This is a genomic window from uncultured Gimesia sp. (genome assembly GCF_937910335.1).
Classification (GTDB): domain Bacteria; phylum Planctomycetota; class Planctomycetia; order Planctomycetales; family Planctomycetaceae; genus Gimesia.
In genome coordinates, this window is record NZ_CALEMX010000260.1 from 1 (window position 1) to 22,929 (window position 22,929).

The following is a 22,929-nucleotide window of genomic DNA, read 5'->3' on the forward strand; positions in this document are numbered from 1 at the left end:
TATTTCCTACCCAGATCGACTACGCACATTCAATGCCATACTCTGAGCAGCCCTGATTTTTCCACTACTTTTCGTTATTTTTCATTGTGTTCATTCAGAAAAACGGAATTCAATTTGATTTGGATCATTCTGTTTTTCAAAAGAGTGAGGTTTTTACGATTGGAAATCGAATTTCGTGTATTTATTCTGGATGATATATAAACTTGAAAACGAGCCCTTTTCGCAGGTCAAGACACTGTAACCAGTACTATGACTTCCGTTACGGTATGTTATGCTCATCGAAGTGGCAAGGGCTCTCAAGAATGGTCCTCTATTGTGTGTTGAGATTAATCAGGAAAGATGCAGGAAAAAAATGAGTATCGAAGCAAAAATTCAGGAATTGAATCTGGAACTCCCCGAAGCTCCCAAACCGGGGGGTATCTACAATCCCGTTGTTCAGATTGACGATCTGCTGTATGTCTCGGGACATGGGCCTGTCAAGCTGGATGGGACAATGCATACCGGGCGTGTTGGTGATGATTTAACTGAAGAACAAGGGTTTGAAGCGGCACAGGCTGTCGGCCTGACCATGTTGGCGACCCTGAAACAATACCTGGGTGATCTCGACCGGATTGAGCGGTTTGTAAAAGTACTGGGTATGGTGAATGCGGCTCCTGACTTTAAACGTCATCCCCTGGTTATTAACGGATTCAGTGATCTGATGGTTCAAATTTTCGGAGATCAGGGACGCGCTGCCCGTAGTGCAGTCGGAATGGGCTCACTTCCCGGAAATATCGCCGTCGAGGTGGAAGCGATTGTGCAAATTAAAGAATAATCGCGGAATCATCTCTGAGTCGTTTTCTACTCGAACAGGACGGATCTGAAGAGTGCGGGTGCTTTTTCCGAATTACTGGCTGTTTGAACAGAATTTTCCAACTGATTCGTCTTCTCGAATCCATTCAGAAAGAGTAAAAATAGAAGTGATTCAGATTTTTCAGGGATTTTGGTGATCAAAGATCGGGGCTGGTCTTCATCAGGGAAAGGATTCTCAGTGTGCCAAAGGTCGATTTAATTATTTTTGGAGGGGGTATCGCTGGCCTCTGGACCTTAAGCGAGGCCAGCCGAGCGGGCTACCGATGTCTTCTGCTGGAAGCATTTGAATTGGGAAGCGGGCAAACCATTGCTTCGCAGGGGATTATTCACGGAGGTTTGAAATACACGCTTCAGGGGATGCTGACCGGGTCGGCACAACGCATCCGTGAGATGCCGTTAATCTGGAAAAAATGTCTGAGCGGCGAACAGTTGCCCGATTTGTCACAAACGGAAATCCGCTCTGACTGCTGTTATCTGTGGCGCACTGATTCCCTTTCATCGCGGCTGGGAATGTTCGGTGCCAAAATGGGATTACATGTCGCTCCCAAAAAACTCACCAAAGAAGAGACTCCCGCGGTGCTTGCGAATTGTCCGGGATCGATTGCCATCATGGACGAACAGGTCATCTCGCCACAAAGTCTGATCGCCAATCTTGCGGATTCTTTTCAGGACCAGATTATTAAATACGAGCCGAAAGATCTCTCGTTTACGCGGAATCAAAACGAACACATCACTTCGGTTCAGATCCAGAAACCAAACGGCGAATTTTTCTCCATCAAAACTGCGGCCGTCCTGTTGACCGCCGGGAGAGGAAACGAAACGCTCCGAAATCAGGCACGCCAGCAATCGGCTCCGTTACAGATTCCGTTCATGCAAAAAAGACCGCTGCATATGGCGATGGTGCGCGGGGCGCTGCCTCAATTCAACGGACATTGTGTCGATGGCGCAAAGACGAGAATTACGATTACCTCAGATACGAATTCGCTGGGGAACACGGTCTGGCAATTGGGCGGTCAGGTTGCCGAAATCGGTGTGGATATGAATCGCGGGGAGTTGATCCGGCATGCGGCCCGCGAATTAGCCGCCTCTGTTCCCGGTATTGATCTTAGCGGACTGGAATGGAATACCTATCGCGTCGACCGGGCAGAGGGTGCGACAAAAACAGGTGTCAGACCAGAAACCGCGCAGGTTCTAAAAGAAGGTAACCTGTTCACCGCGTGGCCCAGCAAACTGGCGCTGGCCCCTCGTCTGGCGACGGAAGTCTGCGATCACCTGCAGCAAATCAACGTGAAACCTGCTCAAGATGATACACCCTGGAAAGACGTTTTTTCCACTCTGCCTCGACCACAGGTTGCTTTACCACCCTGGGAGACCTCTGAAGACTGGGTGACGCTGGATCGTCTTTCCGCTCTGGATGGTGCTGCCTGATTTTTTCCATTGGTTTAAGAATTCGTTAATCAAATGCAATACCGCCCTTTAGGAAATACCGGCTTCTCAATCAGTGCCCTTGGATTTGGCGCTTTCAAGATCGGTCGTAATCAACAAATCAAATACAGCCAGCCTTATGATCTGCCCGATGATAACACTACCGAACGCCTGTTGAATTCCATCCTTGATCTGGGAATCAATCACATTGATACGGCGCCCGCATATGGGATCAGCGAAGAACGCGTCGGACAATTTCTAACGCATCGCCGCAGCGAATTTCTGCTCTCCACGAAAATTGGAGAGACCTTCGAAAACGGTCGTTCGACTTACGATTTTTCTCGTCCTAGTCTCGAGACGAGTCTTGAACGAAGTTTACGCCGCCTGAAGACGGATGTGCTTGACGTTGTATTGATACATTCCAATCAAGATGAAGAGAAAATTTTAACGCAGACTGATACGATTGCAGTGTTGCAGGAAGCTAAGCAGGCGGGCAAAATTCGCTGGATTGGATTATCTGCAAAGACACTGGCGGGAGCGGAAGGGGCGCTCGACTGGGCTGATGTCCTGATGCTTGAATATCATCTGGAAGACCGTTCGCATGAAACGTTGATTCAGCAGGCAGCGCAACAGGGGATCGGCGTGATCGTCAAGAAAGGGCTGGCTTCGGGACATTTACCTCCTGGGGAAGCGATCTCATTCGTCCTTTCCCATTCGGGAGTCAGCAATCTGGTGGTTGGCGGTCTGAATCTCGATCATATCCAGACCAACTGGCAGACCGCGGCCTCTGTTCCAATCAGGCCTGCTGCTTAGTGCCAGAAGCGACATTGTTTTTTTTGGAATTTCTTCGACAGGAATGTGAACACATGGGTCTCGCGTGAATAAAGCAGGAAGATTTAGAATTTTTGCGATTCTAAAGCCGATACCATGTTCCCGTTTACAGCATTCGTCAGTGGTTCCTATGTGTCTGTCGGCTTGGCAATCGGAGGGGATCGGACTATAAAGGAAAGGGATTCATTTTGTATTTGATTTTTCTTTCCTGACCCCCTGTTTGAGTTCATAACATGGCGCCCCAAGTTGGCTTGTTCATTCCCTGCTATATTGATCAACTGTACCCACAGGTGGGAATTGCGTCGCTGAAAATTCTGGAGCATTTCGGGGCCGATGTGGAATACCCTGAAAGTCAAACCTGCTGCGGACAGCCGATGGCGAACACTGGTTGTACCAATGAAGTCGGCCCTCTGGCATTACGTTTTCTGGAAATCTTCAAATCTTACGACGCGGTTGTTTGTCCTTCGGGCAGTTGTGTTTCGATGGTGAAGCATCATTACGATGAATATTTAGGCGATCATCCGGATTACAAACGACTCAAAGAAAAAACGTTTGAATTCTGCGAGTATCTGACCGGCCCGATGGGAATTAAAAAACTGGACGGTCAATTTCCGCATAAAGTCGGGTTGCACCAAAGCTGTCATGGTCTGCGAGAGCTACGTTTGGCCAGTTCCAGTGAAGTTGTAGGCGAACCATTTGGAAACGCGCGGGAACTGCTGGAGAGTATTGAAGGTGTCGAAATTACGACGCTGCAAAGACCCGATGAATGCTGTGGCTTCGGTGGAACATTCGCGGTCGCTGAAGAAGCCGTATCCTGTATGATGGGAGAAGACCGCGTGTACGATCACGAACAGGCGGGAACCGAAGTTTTAACGGCCCTTGATATGTCATGTCTGATGCACATGGATGGCATTATCCGAAGACAAAAGAAACCGATTCGCGTCATGCATATAGCTGAAATTTTTGCAGAGTGTTTATAACATGCCATCACATCCGAAATTAGCTGAGGCCTTTGTCAAAGATAAAGAACGTGCCAAATGGCATGATCAGTCACTCTGGTTCGTGCGCTCGAAACGCGACAAAGCCGTCCATCAACTTCCTGAATGGGAATTACTTCGCGAACAAGCTTCTAAAATCAAATCGTATGTGATTTCGCATTTACCCGATTTGCTGGAACAGTTCGAAAAGAATGCGACAGCCAAAGGCGTTCACGTGCACTGGGCGCGGGATGCCAAAGAGCACAACGAAATCGTGCACAGCATCTTAGAGAAACACCAAGTCAAACGCGTTGTAAAAAGTAAGTCGATGCTGACCGAAGAGTGTCATCTCAATCCGTATCTGGAACGCCATGGGATTGAAATTGTTGACACCGATCTCGGGGAATGGATTGTTCAGCTGCAGGATAAACCGCCCAGTCATATTGTGATGCCCGCCATTCATATCAAAAAAGAAGAAATTGGCGAGCTGTTTCATGAAAAACTGGGCACCGAAAAAGGAGCCTCTGATCCTCAGTATCTGACGGAATCTGCTAGACAACATTTACGCCGCAAATTCATCGAAGCTGATGCCGGGATTACGGGTGTGAATTTTGCCATCGCCGACACGGGGGGCTTTGTCGTCTGTACGAACGAAGGCAACGCCGACCTGGGTACTTCGCTGAATAAACTGCACATCGCCTGTATGGGCATCGAAAAACTGATTCCCCGTGCCGACGACTTGGGTGTCTTTCTACGACTATTAGCACGCTCGGCAACCGGACAGCCGATTACCACGTATTCCTCTCACTTTCATGGCCCCAAGCCCGATGGCGAAATGCACATTGTTCTCTTGGATAACGGCCGCAGCGAAATTTCGGGGAGTGACGAGTTTCGTCGCTCCTTAAATTGCATTCGGTGTGGCGCCTGTATGAATACGTGCCCCGTGTATCGGCGGAGCGGCGGTTACAGTTACAGCAATACGATTCCGGGCCCGATCGGTTCGATTCTGGGACCCGCTCACGATACGAAAAAACATTCCAGCTTGCCGTTTGCCTGCAGTCTGTGTGCATCCTGCACTGATGTGTGTCCGGTGAAAATCGATCTGCATCATCAACTGTTGACCTGGCGAAAAGAAATTAGGCTAAAAGGTCTGCTTCCCTTTTCAAAACGGCTTTCGATGAAAATGATGGGGTGGATGATGCAGGCGCCGCGGCTGTATCAGTTTGCTGGAACATGTGCGCGGTGGGTTGTGCCTTACTTACCACGCTTTTTACTTTACAATCGCTTTAATGCCTGGGGAAAGCAACGGGAGCTACCCGATATACCAAAACAGAGTTTCCGAGAGTGGATGAAAAAGAATCATGACCGCAAGTAAAGATCATATCTTGAGCCAACTCCGGAAACAGTCCGTCCCTGCATCAGAATTGCCCGACTTGCAACAGGCAGAGTTGACGCAACAATGGATCACGTACCCCGATCTAAGCGAGCAGTTTACGGAATTGCTCGCTTCAATCAAAGGGTTATGCTTGCGTGTGAAGAACGTCGAAGAAGTCAATCAGCGGCTGGCAGAACTGCCCGTCTATCAGGAATCGAAACAGATCTGTTCGCTGATTCCCAACTGCGGCCAACCTAATGTGAACGTGAATGAAATCACGGATCCACACGATTTCAATGACGTCGACTTTGCCATTTTGCCCGGCGAATTCTGCGTAGCAGAAAACGGCGCCACCTGGATTAGCAACGATGGCGGCCCCACGCGCACTCTGTATTTCCTCGCGCAACATATCGCCTTGATCGTACCCGCTTCGGAAGTCGTGCCACACATGCACGCCGCCTATGAGCGCCTGACATTCGAAAACCCCAGCTTCGGCACCTTCATGGCAGGCCCCTCCAAAACCGCCGACATTGAACAATCGCTGGTGATTGGCGCGCACGGTGCACGGTCACTGACGGTGTTTCTGGTTGACGATGCGTTTTAAGTCTGCTGTGACACGCGAAATACACGAAAATTCCTGTTCGTGAGATGCTCAACAAGTTAGCATAAAGTTTGGCAAACACCATTGGTGCCGACTTCTTACTCTCCCATCAAGAAAAGTATATGCGCATGAGTCGAATTTTCTATAAGCTTGCGATGGTCGCGGCGATCTACTGTCTGTTCTCGTCGCAGGCGGAAGCGAAGCAGCCTAACTTTGTATTTGTGATGGCGGATGATTGTACGTTTCGTGATATTGGCTGTTATGGCGGGCAGGCGCATACGCCGCACATTGATCGGCTGGCTACGGAGGGAATGCGGTTCACGCGCTGCTTTCAGGCGGCGCCGATGTGCTCGCCGACACGGCATAACGTTTATACCGGTCAGTATCCGGTTAAGATCGGTGCGTATCCCAATCACACGAACGCGCACGTCGGCGTGAAAAGCATTGTGCATTATCTGAAGCCGCTGGGCTACCGCGTGGCGCTCAGCGGCAAAACTCATATTGGACCCCGGTCGGTCTTTCCCTTCGAAAAGCCAAAGGGGGCGGATCTTGTTGAAGCAGCCGGTAACTTTTTTGCTGATTGCAAAGAGGGCGACGATCCGTTCTGCATTTTCTTTTGTTCCAAAGAGCCGCACACTCCCTGGGACAAAGGAGATCCCTCGCGCTACGAGGCGAGCAAACTGAAGTTGCCGCCTTATTTCGTTGATACCCCGGAAACGCGCGAGGTCATGACGCGTTATCTGGCGGAAATTACTTACTTCGACGGAGAGGTCGGCGGTATTCTTGCTGCGCTCGATAAGAACGGGCTCCGCGAGAACACGCTTCTTATCGTTGTCAGCGAACAGGGCAGCAGCATGCCTTTCGCAAAATGGACGTGTTACGATTCCGGCCTGCAGTCCGCTTTAATTGCCCGCTGGCCCGGTAAGATCCAACCCGGCAGCATCAACCGTGCGATGATCGAATACGTGGATCTGGTTCCCACTTATGTGGAAGCGGCGGGTGGTACGCCCGATCGTGTGCTTGATGGCAAAAGCCTGCTGCCTGTTTTCGCTGGGAAGCAGGAACATAAAGAGTATGTCTTCGGTGAAATGACAACGCGGGGAATTCTTAACGGTTCCGATACCTTCGGAATTCGTTCGGTTCGTTCGAAACAATTCAAGTACATCTGGAACTTCACCCCCGAAATTGAATTTCGCAACGTCTGTATGTTGTCACCCGAATTCAAGAGCTGGGAGGCGAAAGCGGACGCCGGTGATGCGGACGCCGCCGAGAAGGTGCGACGTTATAAAAACCGACCCGGTGTTGAACTGTACGACATCACCAAAGACCTGACCGAGTGGAATAATCTGGCCGGCAAACCGGAATACGCGTCGGTGCAGGCTGAGCTGAAAGCGGAACTGGAAGCATGGATGAAACATTGCGGCGACAAAGGTCAGCAGACCGAAATCGACGCTTACAAACGTACCAGAGTCGGCAAGAAGAAAAATAAGAGGAAGCAAAAATGAAGCTACTACGATTCATCTTGTTATTCGTGTTCTCGGCAGGCCTGCATGAGGCCAACGCCGCCTCGCAGGAAACACGTAAACTCAATGTGTTCTAATCATGACCGTCTTATATCTAAAAGGGCCGAGCGATGCTGGAATGGAATAATCACTCAAGCCGCAAATCGAACGATTATGAAGCGATTCTGCCGGAAAATCAGGAGTATCTTATTGATGAGATTTTAAGGGAGCTGTTCAATTTTCTGAATGAAACGCTCATCGGCAACGGGAATGCCATCGATTTCGACCAGCTGATGTTTCAGGTGAGTCCCGAGACGGGCCGGGTGATTGCGGCTGCAGCCATAGCTGAACAGTATGAGCGGGGCTATATCGACGCCTGCCATGTGCGGATTCAGGAGATTCAAAACCGTTATTATGTCTTCGCTGATAACGAAGAACTGGAAGATGATGATGAATTTTCCAGGTGCGTCAAATCAATCGAGCGAGAAATCGGGCAGAAGTTTCACCAGATCTTGTTATCGCATCTGGATGAACTGAGAAAACAGTGTTCAGAACACGGATTCGATTATATTCAACTGGAAAGCGGAACGGATCTAGATGCCGTTTTACTAAAAGAACATTACGATCCTGCCTGACGTGTGAGTTGGCCACAAAATTTACGAAAGATTCAGTGCGAAGCATCTGCTTCCGTCTAGAGCAGCAGATGGTGACATTCTATCAGGCAGGGTACCGTTTTCTTTGCAGAAGCGACAGTCGTAACAGAATAGGAAACAGAGATGAAGCAACTTTCAATGATTTTGTGTTACATATTTGTGATGGGAGTCGTTCCCTCTAGTGCCGCTCCTGAGCCAACAACAGAAATGCGCAAACCCAATATAATACTGATCATGGCCGACGATGTGAGTTGGGAATGTTTTGGTGCCTATGGCGCGGAGGAGTATAAAACGCCGCACATTGATGCATTGGCGAAGCGCGGTGTGCGATTCAAAAATTGTTATTCGACACCCATTTGCACGCCGTCGCGGGTGAAGCTGATGACGGGCAAATACAATTTTCGGAACTACACCCATTTCGGCTATCTCAATCCGAAGGAGAAAACCTTTGGTCAGATGATGCAGGCCGCGGGTTACAAAACGGCCATCGCTGGCAAATGGCAATTAAACGGGATCTATCACGGCGTAGAGGGTAAAGATGACAACACGCGTCCGTTCAAGGCGGGTTTTGATGAATATTGTCTGTGGCAACTGACTCGCGGCGCTAGGGCTAAAGACGGAGGGGGCGAGCGTTTCTGGAGTCCGTTGTTAGAACAGAATGGTAAGTTCTTATCGATCGAAGCTAACGAGGGCAAATACGGACCGGATATTACGTCGGATTTTATCTGCGACTTTATCGACAAGAACAAGGATCAACCTTTCTTTGTTTACTATCCGACGACGCTGGTGCATAATCCTTTTGTGCCGACACCTGATACGATTGGTTCGGCGCCGCGGAATCATGATGCGAACAAACAGCCGAAGAGCAAGAAAGAACGAAAAGCCAACTTTGTCGCGATGGTTAACTACCTGGATAAGATCGTGGGTAAGATTGTGAAACGGGTAGAGCAGGCGGGTCAGTTAGAGAACACGCTCATTCTATTTACAGCCGACAACGGAACGAACGTTGGTATTAACTCGCTTTGGAAAGGCCAGAAAATTCGCGGCGGGAAAGGTTCCACAACCAACATGGGCACGCATGTGCCATTGGTGGCTTATTGGAAAGGACATACGCCAAAAGGTGTCGTCTTAGATGATTTGATTGACTTTACGGACTTCTATCCTACATTCGCTTCGCTCGCAGGAGTGAAACTCGGGAAGGGCGATCCCATTGATGGGCGCAGCTTTCTACCGCAGTTGAATGGCGAAAAAGGGCATCCTCGCGAGTGGGTATTCTGTCACTACCAGCCTTACTGGGGTCGCTTTAAAGGCAGTCAATATATTCGCGATGCGCAATTCAAACTATACCGCGACGGGCGTTTTTATAATGTTCCCCAAGATATGAAAGAATCGCGAAATCTCACCGTTGAAAAGACGAGTGAGCGTGGAAACACAGCACGGCAGAAGCTGAAACAGACTCTCGATACCGTCCCCCCGGCCCCGACCATCGAGGGAGGTCGGAATATCAAAGGGCGGCCCGTCTACCGGGACTGGAAAAATATTTTGAACCCGAACGATTAGCTCGTATTCCCATAGAAATCAAAGAAAACAGATCATATGAAGCACATGCATTTGACACATTTAATCCTTTTGTTGGCAGCGATTCTGTTGATGTCGAATACGCTGCCTGCAGCGGAGACACCAGACAAGCAGGGGCGGCCCAACATTGTGTGGATTGTTGTTGATGACATGTCGTGCCACTTCGGCTATCAGGGAGAAAAGCTCGTCAAGACGCCGCACGTGGATCAGCTTGCGCGGGAGGGTGTTGTCTTCAGTAACGCGTATGTGACGGCTCCGGTTTGTTCCACGTTTCGATCGGCCTTGATTACCGGGATGTACCAAACGACGATCGGCGCGCACCATCATCGTAGCGGACGGGGCGCGTTAAAGATTCATCTACCAAAGGGTCTGCAGACCATTCCTGAACTGTTTCGTGAAGCCGGTTATTACACGACGAATGCCAATGCGGACGGAACACGACCCGGAAAAGTGGATTACAATTTCGACTATCAAAGATCGGACCTCTACAACGGAGTAGATTGGACCCGGCGCGCCAAAGGGCAGCCGTTCTTTGCGCAGTACCAACTGGCGGGAGGAAAACTGCGTAATTCTGAAAAGGCTTACAAAAGAGTGGAAGCCGAATTGGATGATTTGGTCACAGCAGAAGAAGTGACACTGCCGCCCTACTATCCGGATCATTCGGTCATTCGCCAGGACTGGGCCGCTTATCTTAACTCGGTTGTTTATACGGACAGACAAGTCGGGCAGATCATTGATCGACTGAAAGCACAAAATGTTCTCGATAACACCATCGTCTTTTTTCTGACCGATCATGGTATCAGTCATGCGCGCGGCAAACAGTTCCTCTATGAGGAAGGGATGAAGATTCCCTTTGTGGTCTGGGGTCTGAAGTATGAGCGAGCGGGATCGGCGCGAGACGAACTCATTTCGCACATTGATCTCGCGGCGACCAGTCTGGCATTTGCGGGGATAAAAATTCCATCCACAATACAGGGTCGCCCGTTGTTCGGACCGCAGGCCAAGCCGCGCGAGTATGTGGTGGCGGCCCGTGACCGTTGTGATGAAACCGTGGATCACATTCGCGGCATTCGCAAAGGGAACTTCAAATACATTCGCAACTACCTGCCCGAACGGCCTTATCTGCAGCCCTGTAAGTACAAGGACGCGAAACCCTTCATGCCTGTGTTGCGCGAACTGGCTGCCGCCGGTAAACTAAACGAAGCACAATCTCTGCATCTCGCTGAAACACGGCCTGAGGAAGAACTCTATGACCTTTCCCGCGATCCGTGGGAAATTCATAATCTTGCCAGTGATGCTACTCAGAAAGAACGGCTTGCCGAATTTCGTGGTCTACTTGCGAACTGGGAGTTCGAAACAGACGACAAAGGTCGCTTCCCCGAATCGGAAGCCATGTACGACAGCGATATGGCGCCCTATCTGGCCAAATCGCGGAAGCGAAATCCAGATCAAGCAAAAATTCTGGAGTCGAATATTTCGCAAATGAAACGCTGGCAGGCCGCAGGCAAATAAGAGTGTCACGCACGTGCGTGGCGACTGTTCACCGACTAAATAGAAAGAGGGCCTGATCCAAATGGCATTTTCTGAGAAAATGAATAAGGGAGAGATCGATTGGACAGAACTCGCCCGAACTCTTGGAGCATTGGATGACGACGGCCGTGAACACGGCAGTAGTATTGATGCGCGTGAAGCCATCGCGATGATTCTTGGACCAACTCATTTACGTAATGCTGTTGACCATTACGTCAGACATAAAAAGGGAGGAGAACTGGTTCGCAATGTTCTCTGGCTACTCCGTCCTTGGTCTGCGATGGAGCGATGTTATGAGATATATCAAACGGACGACGATCCTGAAGCACGATGCACGGCCATTGAACTGCTGCGAGTCGTAGCAGACAGGAGAGTGTTGCCTTGGATCAAAGGTTTTCTTGAAGATTCTGACAAAGGGGTCCAGAGTTGGGCTGCGGGCATTGTTGACCAACTTTTATGGTCTGATCTGGTTGATCCGGAAGATTGTGCTGAGCTTTTACAACTCATGGCAAATCATTCAAATAGACTAGTTCTCGACAGGTATTCGTTTATCATTAATTTTTTAAATGAGCGAGAAATTCGACTTGACAAACTGCATAAACAATAAGAGACCCAGCACCACTCTCGATATCTCCGAAGGAGCACATCATGTCCGACCGTCGGCTGCGTAGACGCGACTTTCTTTATCAAACTTTACTCGCGGGAGCTGGCGCGCTGGGAGTGCGCGGGCTGGACGCTGCAGAAAACAAAATGCCTCTGCTGGGGCAGGGTGCATTTCAGTATCGTCCGGTTGCGGGGTGGGGAGTGTTGGATGTAAAAACGCCGGTGAAGAACTGCAGCGCCATGGTCGTCGATGCCAAGGGTCGGATTTTTCTGCTCACCGATCACCTTGATAACAATATTATCATTTATAACAAGGATGGTCAGTTGCTGGGCAAATGGGGCAAACGATTTCCCGGCGCGCATGGTCTGCAGATTGTGAAAGAGGGGGACCGCGAGGTTTTGTTTATTACCGATTTGAATCTGAATCGGGTCTTCAAGACCACGCTGGATGGCGAAATATTGATGGAGTTGACGTATCCCAAATCGACGGGCAAGTATGCCAGCGCGAAAGAGTTTCGCCCCGCATGGACACTGCATTTACCTAACGGCGATTTCTTCGTGCTGGACGGGTATGGCAAAGATTACATCATGCGTTACAACCGTGATGGCAAACTGTTGCATTACTTCGGCGGGCCGGAGGGGGGCATTGCCCATTGGGGTCCGCATGGGGGAACCATTGATTCACGCGGTCCGGGGGAACCTGAGATGGTGATTGCGATGAGTGATCAGCAGACGATCAAACGCCTCTCGCTGGAAGGAAAGTTGATCAAGGAAATTCACTTGCCCGGCTCGAATCCGCGCATGATCCAAATTGTCGGCGAGCATATGTTTGTGCCGCATCTGGCGGACAACTGGCCGAAAGATCGTCAAAGTACTGGTTATCTTTCGGTGCTGGATCGCGATTACAAGATCGTCTCGAACATTGGCGGGACTGCGCCCCGATATATCGACGGCAAACTACAGCCGATGCAGCAACAGGGGGGTCTGTTCCGACACCCGCACGATCTGGTGGTGGCTTCGGATGGCGCGATCTATGTACCACAGTTCGCTTCCGGGAATACGTATCCGGTGAAACTGGTGCCTGAGACTACGACGTAAGATCGCTTTGTTACTATGATTCAGATGAATCAACACTCCCGCTTGATCATGATCAATAGAAAGTTCAACATGAAGTACATTACTTCCCTCGGGATCGCGTTACTGGCCTGCGTCGCCCTGCAATCGGGTAGTGCGTCATCCGCGGACCCAAACCCCGGGCACCGACTTCTGATCGGCTATGGAGAAGGGGTGCTGGAGCTGGATGAGAAGAATCACACGGTCTGGCATTATCAGAATCCTGAAATTGAGCTGGTCTATGATGCGTGGAAATTAGAGAACGGGAACATCCTTTTTTCGCATCGCTTTGGCGTTCGTGAAGTCAACGCTGCCAAGGAAACGGTGTGGGATTTCAAAGTAGCTCGAGAAAAAGGGAAGCAGGAAATCAATTCGTGCCAGCCTTTGAAGGGAGGCAAGACGCTGATACTTGATTGTGGCAATCAGAAACTTCTCGAGGTCAATCGTCAAAAGAAAGTGACGTTATCTATTGATCTGCCGGACGGTGGCAAAAACCCGCACAACCGCTATATGCAGGCTCGCAAAACGCCAGAGGGTACATATTTAATTTCCTATCGCGATCATAAGAAAATTCTGGAGCTGAACGCGGACGGTGATGTGGTCTGGCAATACGCGCTTAAGGACAACGACCGGCCCTTCACCGCCATCCGTCTGGCGAACGGGCGCACGCTGGTGCCTAATATCACGTCGAACCGCATCATTGAAATCGGACGTGACGGCAAAATCAGATGGGAGATGAATACCAAAGATGATCTGGGTTTTCAGATTTTGTATCCCGTGGGCGTGCATGTGCGCAAAAACGGAAATCTGGTCGTGATCAATTCCGACTATCATCATAAAAAAGGCATGAACAATGACGTGCAGGCCTTTGAAATCAATCGCGAGAAGCAAGTGCTGTGGAAATTAATGAAAGCTGACCTAGAGAAAGATGGTAAAGTGCCCGTCGTCGAACGCGGGACCAAAATGCCCTCGCATCATCTGTTGAGTATTCAAGTAATTGGTGAACCTTTGGAATTGAAGTAGGTGTGATTATTGATTTAACAACCATCTATTGGTTTCGGACCACTTTTTCTTTACTCACAGACCCACTCTGTTTTAAAATACTGAGACCTGTTTATTCAGTCATCTGACTACGCTGCCCTTACTAAGGAAGTTACGATGCGAACCCTGTTGTTTGCCATAATTGTTGCTATTACTTCGCACCTCTCACCTGTCGTGGGGCAAGACGCTGTGCCGTCTGCTGCTTCTAAAAGTGTGAAGCCGGGAATCAATAAGGCATTCCTCGACCCCGATTTGGATGTTGAGAAATGGATCAAACGTTTCGAAGTCGAAAGTCGCGAAGTCTTCCGCGCCAGGGCACAGATTGTGAAGCAGCTGCAACTTTCTCCCGGCGACCGCATCGCCGACGTTGGCACGGGTACCGGATTGTTTATCGAACCCTTTTCCGAAGCGGTCGGCAACAAGGGCTGGGTTTATGCGCTGGATATCGCTCCCAAATTTGTCGAACGCGTTGGAAAAATGGCGGAGATCCTCCATCTGAACAATGTCACGCCGGTACTCAGCGGGCAGGACGACATCCGCCTTGCTCCCGGATCGGTCGATGTGGCCTTTATTTGCGACGTCTATCACCATTTCGAATACCCTGCCGCCTCGCTGGCTTCGATTCGCAAGGCGCTGGTTCCCGGAGGCATACTGGTTTTGATTGATTTTGAACGGATCCCTGGAAAGTCCCGGGAATGGACGTTGAACCATGTCCGTGCGGGGAAAGCGACATTCCGTAAAGAGATTGAGCAGGCCGGCTTCGAATTTGTGGAAGAAGTGAAGGTGCCTGCCCTCAACGAAAACTACTTTCTGCGTTTTCAGCGGAAGTAGTTCGCGACGGCGGACATATCGGTTTGACCCGGCGTCTAGGTGTGAATTCAAAGTCATTCACGGTCCTTCTTTTCTAATTCTCGGAATATTTTGATCCAGTGGCGGCGAATTTCGTTATCGGAGTTATGACTTCTAAATGCCCCCAATGTGGACGAACTCGGAAAGTGTTCGCTTTTAAGATCGTTTCCGATGTCTGTGAGGAGTGTGGTTACCTTCCAGTGCAGGCGCGGATCACTCGAATGGTATTGCACGTTTTGTCTTTGTTTCTGCTTCTCGGTGGGCTGACTATCTTAAATGATGTTACCTTAGCAGGAGCCATCATTTGTCTGGTCTCAATCACCATGTTTGCGGTTGCGACTCACAATTCACGTGCCAAAGCCAGCAAGGTGTTTGCTGTTGCAAAGCGCGTTTCTTCTAAAATGTCCGTGCTTTCCCTTTCATTTCTCTGTGTGGTCCTCATCGTTGTACCTATCTGGATATGGTTCGATGCCTGTTTTCAGCACGCGTTGTCCTGGGCACGCGTTGATCTGGGGATTCCGGATGATGTGGGACTGGATTTGATCAGATTGAACTCCATGGGTGCAGCATTTTTATTAGATGCCGGAAAGCCAACTTACTTCCAGAAGATCCATTCCATGTCGACACTCGGACCACGCATCTGGGCGATGATCTTTATTTTGTGTGGCACATCTCTATCCCTACTGCTGGGTGTGATGCACGTGGTTCTCAACGGCGCCAGCAAAAGGTACATCCTTATTTTGACAGTGGCCCTGCTGGGTATTTCGGCAGTGGTTTATCAACAAGAGAATCTTCTCTGGTATTCGGTGAGACATCGTGTCGCAAATCATCTTCCTTTATTTCAAAACTTGCAACAAGAATTGAAACGGGAATGGCCGACCACATCGGGCCGCTTCCCTGAAGCAGGTAAGTATTTTGCACACGAACAACGACCTGACGAACTTTTTCTGCTTGACCCAACGTCGTACGGCGTCGCCGAATCATTGGGGTATTCTGTGAGAAAATTGCCCGACGGAGGATTCTCTTTTACGTTGGGGCCGCACTATTTATTCCAAGTGGAATATCATCCACCAGAGCATGTTCCGTTGGCGAACATTCAAAGCGAATTCTGGGCTTCGCAGCTCGTCAGATCCAGTGAAATCGAAGAGGGATGGTTTCTGACTCAATACACGTCTGTCCGGAAAGAAAAAGGGGTTGATACAAAAACCACAGAAAACTAATCTCTCATTACTTTCATAGTTGAGTCAATTCTCTTCAAGGATCAGGTCATGCATCAAAAATTCATTCGGCGGGCGTTATTGGCGTTTGTGTTGATTCCGGTTATGGTCGTCGTCGGCGCGGATGAAAAACCCAAACAGGATGCTGTCTCTGAGTTCACAGGCACATGGAGTACGATTTCCGGAACGAATTCGGTGATTTTCAGTATCAAAGACGATGGTGAAGCGGTGATGTTTCTCCTTCAAAGCGGCGCGTACAACATGGGCAATGTGCCCTGGAAGCGGGTTCCCGGAGGAATATTGATCGAAGGCTTACCCCGGTTCCGGTTTTGGAAAGGGAGGAATCGCAACGAAGCGCGCGTTGAGATGGAAGCACTTCCGCCTGAGATGACCAGTGAAGATTGGCAAGAGTTTCCGCTTTCCTTTTTCATGCGTCGCGCGAGCAGCAAGCGTTTGCCTAAGCAGTTTCATCAGCGAAGTTTGCCGAAACGCTGGGGCTATGCGAAGCTGCCTCCCGAGTGGGATCAAGGGGCGGGACGCAGACGCGTGTATCGAGAGAAATAGAAACCGGATGGATGCAAGTGGGTTGATTCGTTTTTCATCTTCGCAAACAGAAGGACGTCACATGACAACGAATATTAAAGTCATTGCAATGATCGCCTCTGCCCTGGTTTGTCTGCTCTTACTGTTTCCGCCGCGAACTACTGGTACGACGTCGTTGAATTCCGTCTCGCGCGGATTTTTATTGGGCGATATTTATCGCACCAATGTACCGAATGGATATCAAGCAAACGAAAAGGGCCATAATGTCATGGTCTATGCCACTATTCCTTGTCGGATAGACATGACCCGGCTGGTGATGGAATTGATGGTTGTTCTTTCGGTCGCCACAATGCTCGCGTTCTTTTTGAACCTGCGTTCGAGTTTGGAGCCGAAATATGGTGAGGGCCCCGAATAGCCATCAGAAAGGAGGTCTGAGCTTATTTTTCTCCATCCTTTGATGGCCGACGCTACGTTCAATTGTTGACGAGGTCGAGAGATTCCCATTCACCTGTTCTGGCGCCTCTCCGCTCGTCAGTCCGAATCTGTTGCTCAATCCATTTCAACTTCAACATCACAAAAAACAAGATCGGCATCAGAACAGGCACAAGATAACCAAGTGGAGACATTGCCGGATTGACGAGCAGATTGAGAGACGTGTGAATCAGAAGCATTCCGCAAAATCCACCGACGCCGAATAAAAGGGCTCGTCGAGGAGACTTTGGTTGTCCGAATACTCCATGCATGGTTGCAACAAGACCAAGATAGGTGATCAGGATCATAAAACCCTCTGCCGCCATTAGGAACCAAAGTACAATTGCTGTTTCGGCGGTATACTTTCCTTTTGAAATAAGGAACAAGCACCAGGGTATACCGACGATTACCCATAACAGGATACCGGTCAACCATCCTCTCATTGTGGTTTTCCAGATGGAGGGAGGCCATGACCGAACTGGCGCGAACAAAGGGATGTATGAGAGTGCTGACGCATACAATGGCAATGAATCGCGCAATTTGCGTGAAAGCTCATCCGTGGGTCCAAATCGCTTGATGGCGGCGCAGACGGCAGCGTCATGGTCACCGAGCCGCGCCAGTTCTTCATCATAGATTCCCTGTAAATGACCCAGGAGTTCTTCTCACATTTTACGCCGATGACCTTGCGGGATACGAAGCGGGCGAATGGCTGTTTCGATATGGATCATCAGTTCTTTCATGGCTATCCTCCGAGTGCATGATTCATAATTGATACAAAATAGGACCATTCCTGGCGAGCTACCGCGAGCTGCCGTTTTCCCTTCTTCGTCAGTGAATACAACCGTCGACGTGCGCCACGGCGGCCGGTTTCTTCACCTTCCCACTGGCCTTTCACCAACCCCGCCGTTTCCAAGCGGTACAGAGCCGGGTAGAGCGATCCCTCTTTCATTCTCAGGGCTCCGGAACCGGCCGCTGCGATTCGTTTTACTATTTCCAGGCCGTGCGCCTCGTTCTCCTCCAAAGCGGAGAGAATCAGCGGCTCAACATGGCCACGCAGTTTGTCACCGGTTATTTCTTGCATGTCTTTATTTATAGACAGTCTATATATAACGTCAAGGCGAAAACCGTCCCAATTGCATTTTGGCGTTGAAATGAATGGGCTGATTGCATGCACTCTGTTCGGTCATTAGTGCGTCGGTCTAACACGTTGCAGCGGAAGCAATTGGCTATCAAGCGTGCGTTAAAGCAGCGGAGGTACCAGGCATTTTTGCATTCGTTCATTGCACTTCGATGCCCATTTTTTATTCAACAAGTTTTTAATTTTATCGAAAATGAGCGGAAGATTTTGGCAGCTTGTACGTTCTCCTGGTAAGAGACGAAATTGATTGATGGCCATCTCGGTTACAGTGTTGCAGGCGAGTTTCATCAGCATTTATTTTGCATGATAGCAATGAATCGGGCGAACTCGCTTTCTAGTCTTGTACTTTTAAATTTCGTTGTGTACTTTTTCATTACATAGCCTGTGGGTGTGCCGGATTGCATGTCAGCCTACGAAGCTGTTGGACCAGGTTCAATTCCTGGACGGGCTAATCCGCCTCGGCGGAGTCAGGAGCGAGTCGACAAATGGATCCTGCGTTCACCTCTCGGAAGGAACGCTCAGATTTGCCAAATCTAGAAACTCGTTCTCCAAATCGGCTCCGCTCCGAGGCCTTTTAATCATAATAAGAAAGGAATACCGTCATGTTAATCAAAGAAGTCGGACGCGAATTCATCGTCAAAGACACACATCGCGGGCTGTGGTATGAAGACGGTAAACTGACCAAGGTTCTTGATGCGGGTCGGTACAAGATTCCTCCGCGAAGCAAAATATTAAGGCAGCTACCTATTGTTGAATGCCTGCTTGTCGACGTACGCGAACGTGAATTGACTATTAAAGGGCAGGAAATTCTAACGGCTGATAAGGTCGCCATTCGTGTGAGCATTTTAGTGCAGTTTCGCGTAACCGATCCTAAGGCGGCGATCCATACGGTCGATAATTTCGAGGACCGAATTTATACCGACGTGCAATTGGCGGCTCGACGTTCGCTGGCTTCGATGACGCTTGAAGAAATTCTGACCAATCGAAACCAGCTTAGTGAGGATATTCTCTCGGATGTCAGTGAATCTGCGAGTGAATACGGTGTGACCATACGACGGGCTGACGTGAAGGACTTAATTTTTCCGGGAAACCTCCAGGAGATTATGAATCGTGTATTGGCTGCAGAACGAAATAGTCAAGCTCAGCTAGTTGATGCACGAACACAGGCCGAGGTCGAGCAAATTCAGGCTCAGTCGCGGGCGGAAGTTACTCGGCAGGAAGCGAAAGCGGAAGCAGAAGCACGGCATCTACGCGAGCAGGCTAAAGCTGAGGCTTTACATACTCAGGCGGCAGCGGAAGCACTCGCATATCAAGAACGCGTTAAAGCAGCAGAGGCACTAGAAGGTCATCCAGCATTATTGCGATTGACGGAACTGGAAACTCTGCGCGAGCTGGGGAAAAATGCCAATGCGCGGTTGTATCTTGGGTTCGATCGCAGTGGCCTTGGTTTCGAAAAATCTGATACTGGATCTTAGAATGGGAAGAGTCCGAATCATCAGGTGGCAGCGACTGTACTTCGAGTTGTCAATCAAAATTCGTTTTGGCAATTATGGCTTCATTCAAACGAAAAAAGTGGACGTTGACAACTAAGGTCGCTATGATCAAATAATGGCGTTCTTTTGTGACATTTCTTTTCATTTCTGGCACATCTGTCGTTCAATGCCGATTCGGTCGCAGCCGGCTTCAATCATTCAGCATCACTAAGTAAAGGTATCATTATGGATCCCGTAGGAATCATCATTTTCTTGATCATTGGTGCGATCGCAGGCTGGCTTGCGGGAACTTTAATGAAAGGTGGCAGCTTCGGCTTACTCGGCAACATCATTGTCGGCGTACTTGGCGCAGTCGTGGGGGGTATCGTGTTTAGGATATTGGGACTCTCGGCGGGAGGATTCCTCGGCGAAACTGTGATGGCGACCGTGGGTGCGATCTTGTTATTGTTCATTGTCAGTAAATTGAAAAAGGGCTAATTGTCACAGTGTTTTCTGTAGTGGCGGTTCACTTTTTGAAAGATGGACTGAGGCCTGACTCTGTTTTTATCCATCCCCTTTTTTAACTCACACGATCAGTCTTCTTTTAGAAAACCGGATTCTATCAGTTCTTCGTAGCCCTGTGGGAGGGGCCGGACTTTATCGTTGTATTTTTCCAGAAGGTTCGCGGCGATTTTGGCACGAAAACCGACGGCACAGTGGAGATAAACGATCTTATTCTGAGGTAACTGTTTGCGTTCTTCTTTAGAGATCCCATCCTGCAAGCTGCTCAAAGGCAAGAAAATGGCTCCTTTGACATGACCGGCATTCCATTCGTCTAGTTCTCTAACATCAGCAAGCACGGCTTTTTTGCTTGCGATGTTCTTTTTAATAGTCGCCAGAGAATCTTTCGTATGCTCGGCTGCAAAACTGATGGATGTGATGAATGCGATTAAGAAAACTGTGCTGGTCCACTTCATGATTCGATTCCTGTTTTATTTTTTGAAAGATAATGTCGCGGGGATGGGAATTTGAACTCTTCCCGAGAATTGTAGCGTCTCTATTATATCTTTTCTATATGAGAAATTGGGGTAGGGGGATGAGCCTGGTTCGTCTTGGAATAAATCGGTGAGACGATTAAGGGACGAGCTCTACAGAGTCTATCCTGCCATCCACTTCGACTAAGACTATCCCGAGTTCATCACTCTGTAATCCTGAATCTATCGATTCAAATCCAACGTTTGCAGCACTCAGTTCAATGATTAGCTCTTGTAACTCACGTTTTAATAACTGAATTTCCCCCAAGTAAACTTCATTCGGAGGAAAGACCGCAATCTGAATAATCTTACGTTCTGAATCGACGGTTAAATAGACTCCATCATTATCATACGCATAGATTTCGTCAGAGTCGGGAAATCGCTTAAATACACTGAACTCTTCAGAAAGGATGTCTGAATATTTTTCAGGAACTTCTCCCAGAGCAAAGGGACCCACAAATTTTCCCGGAGTGACAATCCACATTTTTCATCTATCTGATTTTGGTCAAAGAAAAAATTTCTTCTCTTTTTACATTGTCATTTGTAATAATAGTACCAATTACTTTCGTAATTCTTATCAAAGTTCTCTTTAGAGTCAAACTGAATGTCAAAGTCGGCAAAAGAACAATAGCTAAATTCGTCATATCTTTTGAGAATTGAAAAGTACTTCCGTGCGTACAACTCCTTTTTGCCATTTTGTTCGTATTTTGCAACCTGCTTGTCAGTATAAAACATAAATGTGACCCCGCCGAAGCACCGCGAAATTTCCCATAGATCGGCATTCGCAATCTGCGCTTTCAACGCTTCAATTTCAAGGTCGGATATTTGTTCATCGGCCTCTTCCTTTGCAATTTGATCGAATGCAGAAAAGACCACAAATAATCCTGTGATGTCATATCCATGTTCCGGCTGTTTTTTAATGATCTCAATAAATTTTTTGGCAATAGCCTTCTGTTTCTTTTTGTCGAAATTGAATCCCTTGCTAAACTTCTGGGCGTGATCCTGATACTCGAGAATTACCTGGATTCGAGGTGCGCGAAGAAGACCATCGGCATGATCGTAGACGACATTCAAGACGACAACATCCCAAGTCGCACTAATCCATTCCGCCAGTTCATCGAAGGGTGATTCGAGACTGGTTTTACCCTGTTTGATGCGTTTTGTTGCTTTGTACTCTTTATCATATGCAGTGATCATGCAACTTCTCTACAATCAGAACAACGTTTTAGCGTGAGTCGGTTTCTTCATGACTCGAATAATTCTGTCTATTCACAAACCGAGTTGTCAAGTTACTTAAAGTAAATTGAACCTATTCTATTTCGTCATCCGAAACTAGCATGGCGAGACACACTGTCGATTGCATTTACGTTACAGGGGGCAATCTGTTTCTTCCTGGGAGCGGTGTTGATGCTTCCCGAAACCGTTCGCGAGGAAGCATTCTGATAGGGATCTGCATTTCTGGATTACATAACATCTTGAACTTGTCTGGCTTGAGACTCTGTCAGAATCCCCAACAAGGCAACTTGCTCTGCGTGCTTCAAAAACTCTGCCTCTGTGCGCACAAAGCCACTTAAATCATTCTTTGCTTGAGAATAATCCACGTTCTGTCACGAAATACAGTTCGTCGAGAAATTTGTTCTGCGCTGCAGAAAGTTTCAGCTCGTTTTCGTTCTGGAGATGTACAATGGCTCGAAATAGATCTGACTGTTCTTTGACATTGATGCGTTTTAGGTCCGCTTCGGTCGGGAGCGGCGTCTCTGGAGCCGACCCAGGCAAAGGCGGCTTCGTCGAAAGTTGCTTCCACTTTGTTTTTTGCGCAGGTGTCAGGACTGCTATTAAATCGTTGCGATATTTGTTCTCGAAGCGACGGAGGTCCGCCTTGATATCTGGGGAATTAGGCAGCCTCGAACCAAGAAACAGTGGTGTCGTATGCTTGTTGTATTCAGACTGAGCTTGAATGATCCGTATTTTCTGAAACGGCGTGGGCGTGTCAAGTTTCTTTTGTTGCGTGAGGGGTGGGTGAACCGTTTTCCGAAGCCGTTGATACGCGACCGAAGGCCGTCGATAAGTGGTGCTCATTGGGAACGATTTCATAAGATGTTGACATCCACTTTTCTGAAACGA

General features: G+C 48.8%; 25 protein-coding genes and 1 tRNA gene. 20 read left to right on the forward strand and 6 right to left on the reverse strand.

Translation table 11 applies throughout. From position 1 onward, the window contains the following. The first annotated feature begins 352 nt into the window (after positions 1-352). From Q0668_RS10500 to Q0668_RS10580, 17 genes are all read left to right on the forward strand, one after another. Positions 353-814, forward strand: coding sequence for a RidA family protein (locus Q0668_RS10500; RefSeq protein WP_298863961.1), 462 nt, complete (start codon positions 353-355; stop codon positions 812-814). Positions 815-1,032: 218 nt separating this feature from the next. Beyond that, on the forward strand, positions 1,033-2,280 hold the full coding sequence (locus Q0668_RS10505; RefSeq protein ID WP_298863963.1) for an FAD-dependent oxidoreductase: 1,248 nt from the start codon (positions 1,033-1,035) through the stop codon (positions 2,278-2,280). Between the two features lie 33 nt (positions 2,281-2,313). Further along, positions 2,314-3,090 (forward strand): aldo/keto reductase, encoded by a 777-nt coding sequence (locus Q0668_RS10510; RefSeq protein ID WP_298863965.1) that lies wholly within the window; start codon positions 2,314-2,316, stop codon positions 3,088-3,090. Positions 3,091-3,341: 251 nt separating this feature from the next. Next, positions 3,342-4,088 carry a (Fe-S)-binding protein gene (locus tag Q0668_RS10515; RefSeq protein WP_298863967.1) on the forward strand — a complete coding sequence of 249 codons (747 nt, stop codon included), beginning with the start codon at positions 3,342-3,344 and terminating at the stop codon, positions 4,086-4,088. A 1-nt stretch (position 4,089) separates the two neighbouring features. Further along, the gene (locus Q0668_RS10520) at positions 4,090-5,460 is read left to right on the forward strand and encodes a LutB/LldF family L-lactate oxidation iron-sulfur protein (protein ID WP_298863970.1); all 1,371 of its coding nucleotides are present in this window, start codon (positions 4,090-4,092) and stop codon (positions 5,458-5,460) included. Then, positions 5,447-6,064, forward strand: coding sequence for an LUD domain-containing protein (locus tag Q0668_RS10525; RefSeq protein WP_298863973.1), 618 nt, complete (start codon positions 5,447-5,449; stop codon positions 6,062-6,064). Before Q0668_RS10520 ends, Q0668_RS10525 begins: the two co-directional genes overlap by 14 nt. 125 nt (positions 6,065-6,189) lie before the next feature. After that, entirely contained in the window at positions 6,190-7,566 is a 1,377-nt protein-coding gene (locus tag Q0668_RS10530) for a sulfatase (protein WP_298863976.1), read from the forward strand. Between the two features lie 128 nt (positions 7,567-7,694). Further along, the gene (locus Q0668_RS10535) at positions 7,695-8,198 is read left to right on the forward strand and encodes a hypothetical protein (RefSeq protein WP_298863979.1); all 504 of its coding nucleotides are present in this window, start codon (positions 7,695-7,697) and stop codon (positions 8,196-8,198) included. A 141-nt stretch (positions 8,199-8,339) separates the two neighbouring features. Next, a complete protein-coding gene (locus Q0668_RS10540) occupies positions 8,340-9,776 on the forward strand; it encodes a sulfatase-like hydrolase/transferase (RefSeq protein WP_298863982.1) in 1,437 nt (478 codons plus the stop codon). A gap of 36 nt (positions 9,777-9,812) precedes the next feature. Next, positions 9,813-11,306, forward strand: coding sequence for a sulfatase (locus tag Q0668_RS10545; protein WP_298863985.1), 1,494 nt, complete (start codon positions 9,813-9,815; stop codon positions 11,304-11,306). Between the two features lie 61 nt (positions 11,307-11,367). Next, a complete protein-coding gene (locus tag Q0668_RS10550) occupies positions 11,368-11,931 on the forward strand; it encodes a HEAT repeat domain-containing protein (RefSeq protein ID WP_298863987.1) in 564 nt (187 codons plus the stop codon). 41 nt (positions 11,932-11,972) lie between these two features. Further along, entirely contained in the window at positions 11,973-13,025 is a 1,053-nt protein-coding gene (locus tag Q0668_RS10555; protein ID WP_298863990.1) for a hypothetical protein, read from the forward strand. Positions 13,026-13,094: 69 nt separating this feature from the next. Beyond that, positions 13,095-14,063, forward strand: a complete 969-nt coding sequence (locus Q0668_RS10560) for a hypothetical protein (RefSeq protein ID WP_298863992.1) — start codon at positions 13,095-13,097, stop codon at positions 14,061-14,063. Between the two features lie 135 nt (positions 14,064-14,198). Next, a complete protein-coding gene (locus Q0668_RS10565) occupies positions 14,199-14,912 on the forward strand; it encodes a methyltransferase domain-containing protein (RefSeq protein ID WP_298863995.1) in 714 nt (237 codons plus the stop codon). 239 nt (positions 14,913-15,151) lie between these two features. Then, positions 15,152-16,150, forward strand: a complete 999-nt coding sequence (locus Q0668_RS10570; protein WP_298863998.1) for a hypothetical protein — start codon at positions 15,152-15,154, stop codon at positions 16,148-16,150. A gap of 48 nt (positions 16,151-16,198) precedes the next feature. Then, positions 16,199-16,711: a hypothetical protein gene (locus Q0668_RS10575; protein WP_298864001.1), complete on the forward strand. Its 513-nt coding sequence runs from the start codon at positions 16,199-16,201 to the stop codon at positions 16,709-16,711. 61 nt (positions 16,712-16,772) lie between these two features. Continuing rightward, positions 16,773-17,105: a hypothetical protein gene (locus tag Q0668_RS10580; RefSeq protein ID WP_298864004.1), complete on the forward strand. Its 333-nt coding sequence runs from the start codon at positions 16,773-16,775 to the stop codon at positions 17,103-17,105. Positions 17,106-17,163: 58 nt separating this feature from the next. Here the strand turns inward: Q0668_RS10580 and Q0668_RS10585 are convergent, their stop codons facing one another. Then, the gene (locus tag Q0668_RS10585; protein ID WP_298864007.1) at positions 17,164-17,604 is read right to left on the reverse strand and encodes a hypothetical protein; all 441 of its coding nucleotides are present in this window, start codon (positions 17,602-17,604) and stop codon (positions 17,164-17,166) included. A 299-nt stretch (positions 17,605-17,903) separates the two neighbouring features. Then, positions 17,904-18,242 carry a helix-turn-helix transcriptional regulator gene (locus Q0668_RS10590; protein ID WP_298864010.1) on the reverse strand — a complete coding sequence of 113 codons (339 nt, stop codon included), beginning with the start codon at positions 18,240-18,242 and terminating at the stop codon, positions 17,904-17,906. Between the two features lie 436 nt (positions 18,243-18,678). Here Q0668_RS10590 and Q0668_RS10595 point away from each other — a divergent pair. The 3 genes from Q0668_RS10595 to Q0668_RS10605 all read left to right on the forward strand — a co-directional run bounded on the left by Q0668_RS10595 (position 18,679) and on the right by Q0668_RS10605 (position 20,269). Then, positions 18,679-18,750, forward strand: a tRNA-Arg gene (locus Q0668_RS10595). A 151-nt stretch (positions 18,751-18,901) separates the two neighbouring features. Continuing rightward, entirely contained in the window at positions 18,902-19,774 is an 873-nt protein-coding gene (locus tag Q0668_RS10600; RefSeq protein WP_298864013.1) for an SPFH domain-containing protein, read from the forward strand. Between the two features lie 243 nt (positions 19,775-20,017). Further along, positions 20,018-20,269, forward strand: coding sequence for a GlsB/YeaQ/YmgE family stress response membrane protein (locus Q0668_RS10605; RefSeq protein ID WP_298864016.1), 252 nt, complete (start codon positions 20,018-20,020; stop codon positions 20,267-20,269). A 95-nt stretch (positions 20,270-20,364) separates the two neighbouring features. On the opposite strand, the gene Q0668_RS10610 is transcribed toward Q0668_RS10605, so the two are convergent. The 4 genes from Q0668_RS10610 to Q0668_RS10625 all read right to left on the reverse strand — a co-directional run bounded on the left by Q0668_RS10610 (position 20,365) and on the right by Q0668_RS10625 (position 22,899). Continuing rightward, a complete protein-coding gene (locus Q0668_RS10610) occupies positions 20,365-20,748 on the reverse strand; it encodes a rhodanese-like domain-containing protein (protein ID WP_298864019.1) in 384 nt (127 codons plus the stop codon). Positions 20,749-20,905: 157 nt separating this feature from the next. Next, entirely contained in the window at positions 20,906-21,289 is a 384-nt protein-coding gene (locus tag Q0668_RS10615; RefSeq protein ID WP_298864022.1) for a hypothetical protein, read from the reverse strand. 53 nt (positions 21,290-21,342) lie between these two features. Then, positions 21,343-22,002: a hypothetical protein gene (locus tag Q0668_RS10620; protein ID WP_298864024.1), complete on the reverse strand. Its 660-nt coding sequence runs from the start codon at positions 22,000-22,002 to the stop codon at positions 21,343-21,345. 378 nt (positions 22,003-22,380) lie between these two features. Further along, complete coding sequence (locus Q0668_RS10625) at positions 22,381-22,899, reverse strand: hypothetical protein (RefSeq protein WP_298864026.1); 519 nt, start codon at positions 22,897-22,899, stop codon at positions 22,381-22,383. Positions 22,900-22,929: the final 30 nt, after the last annotated feature.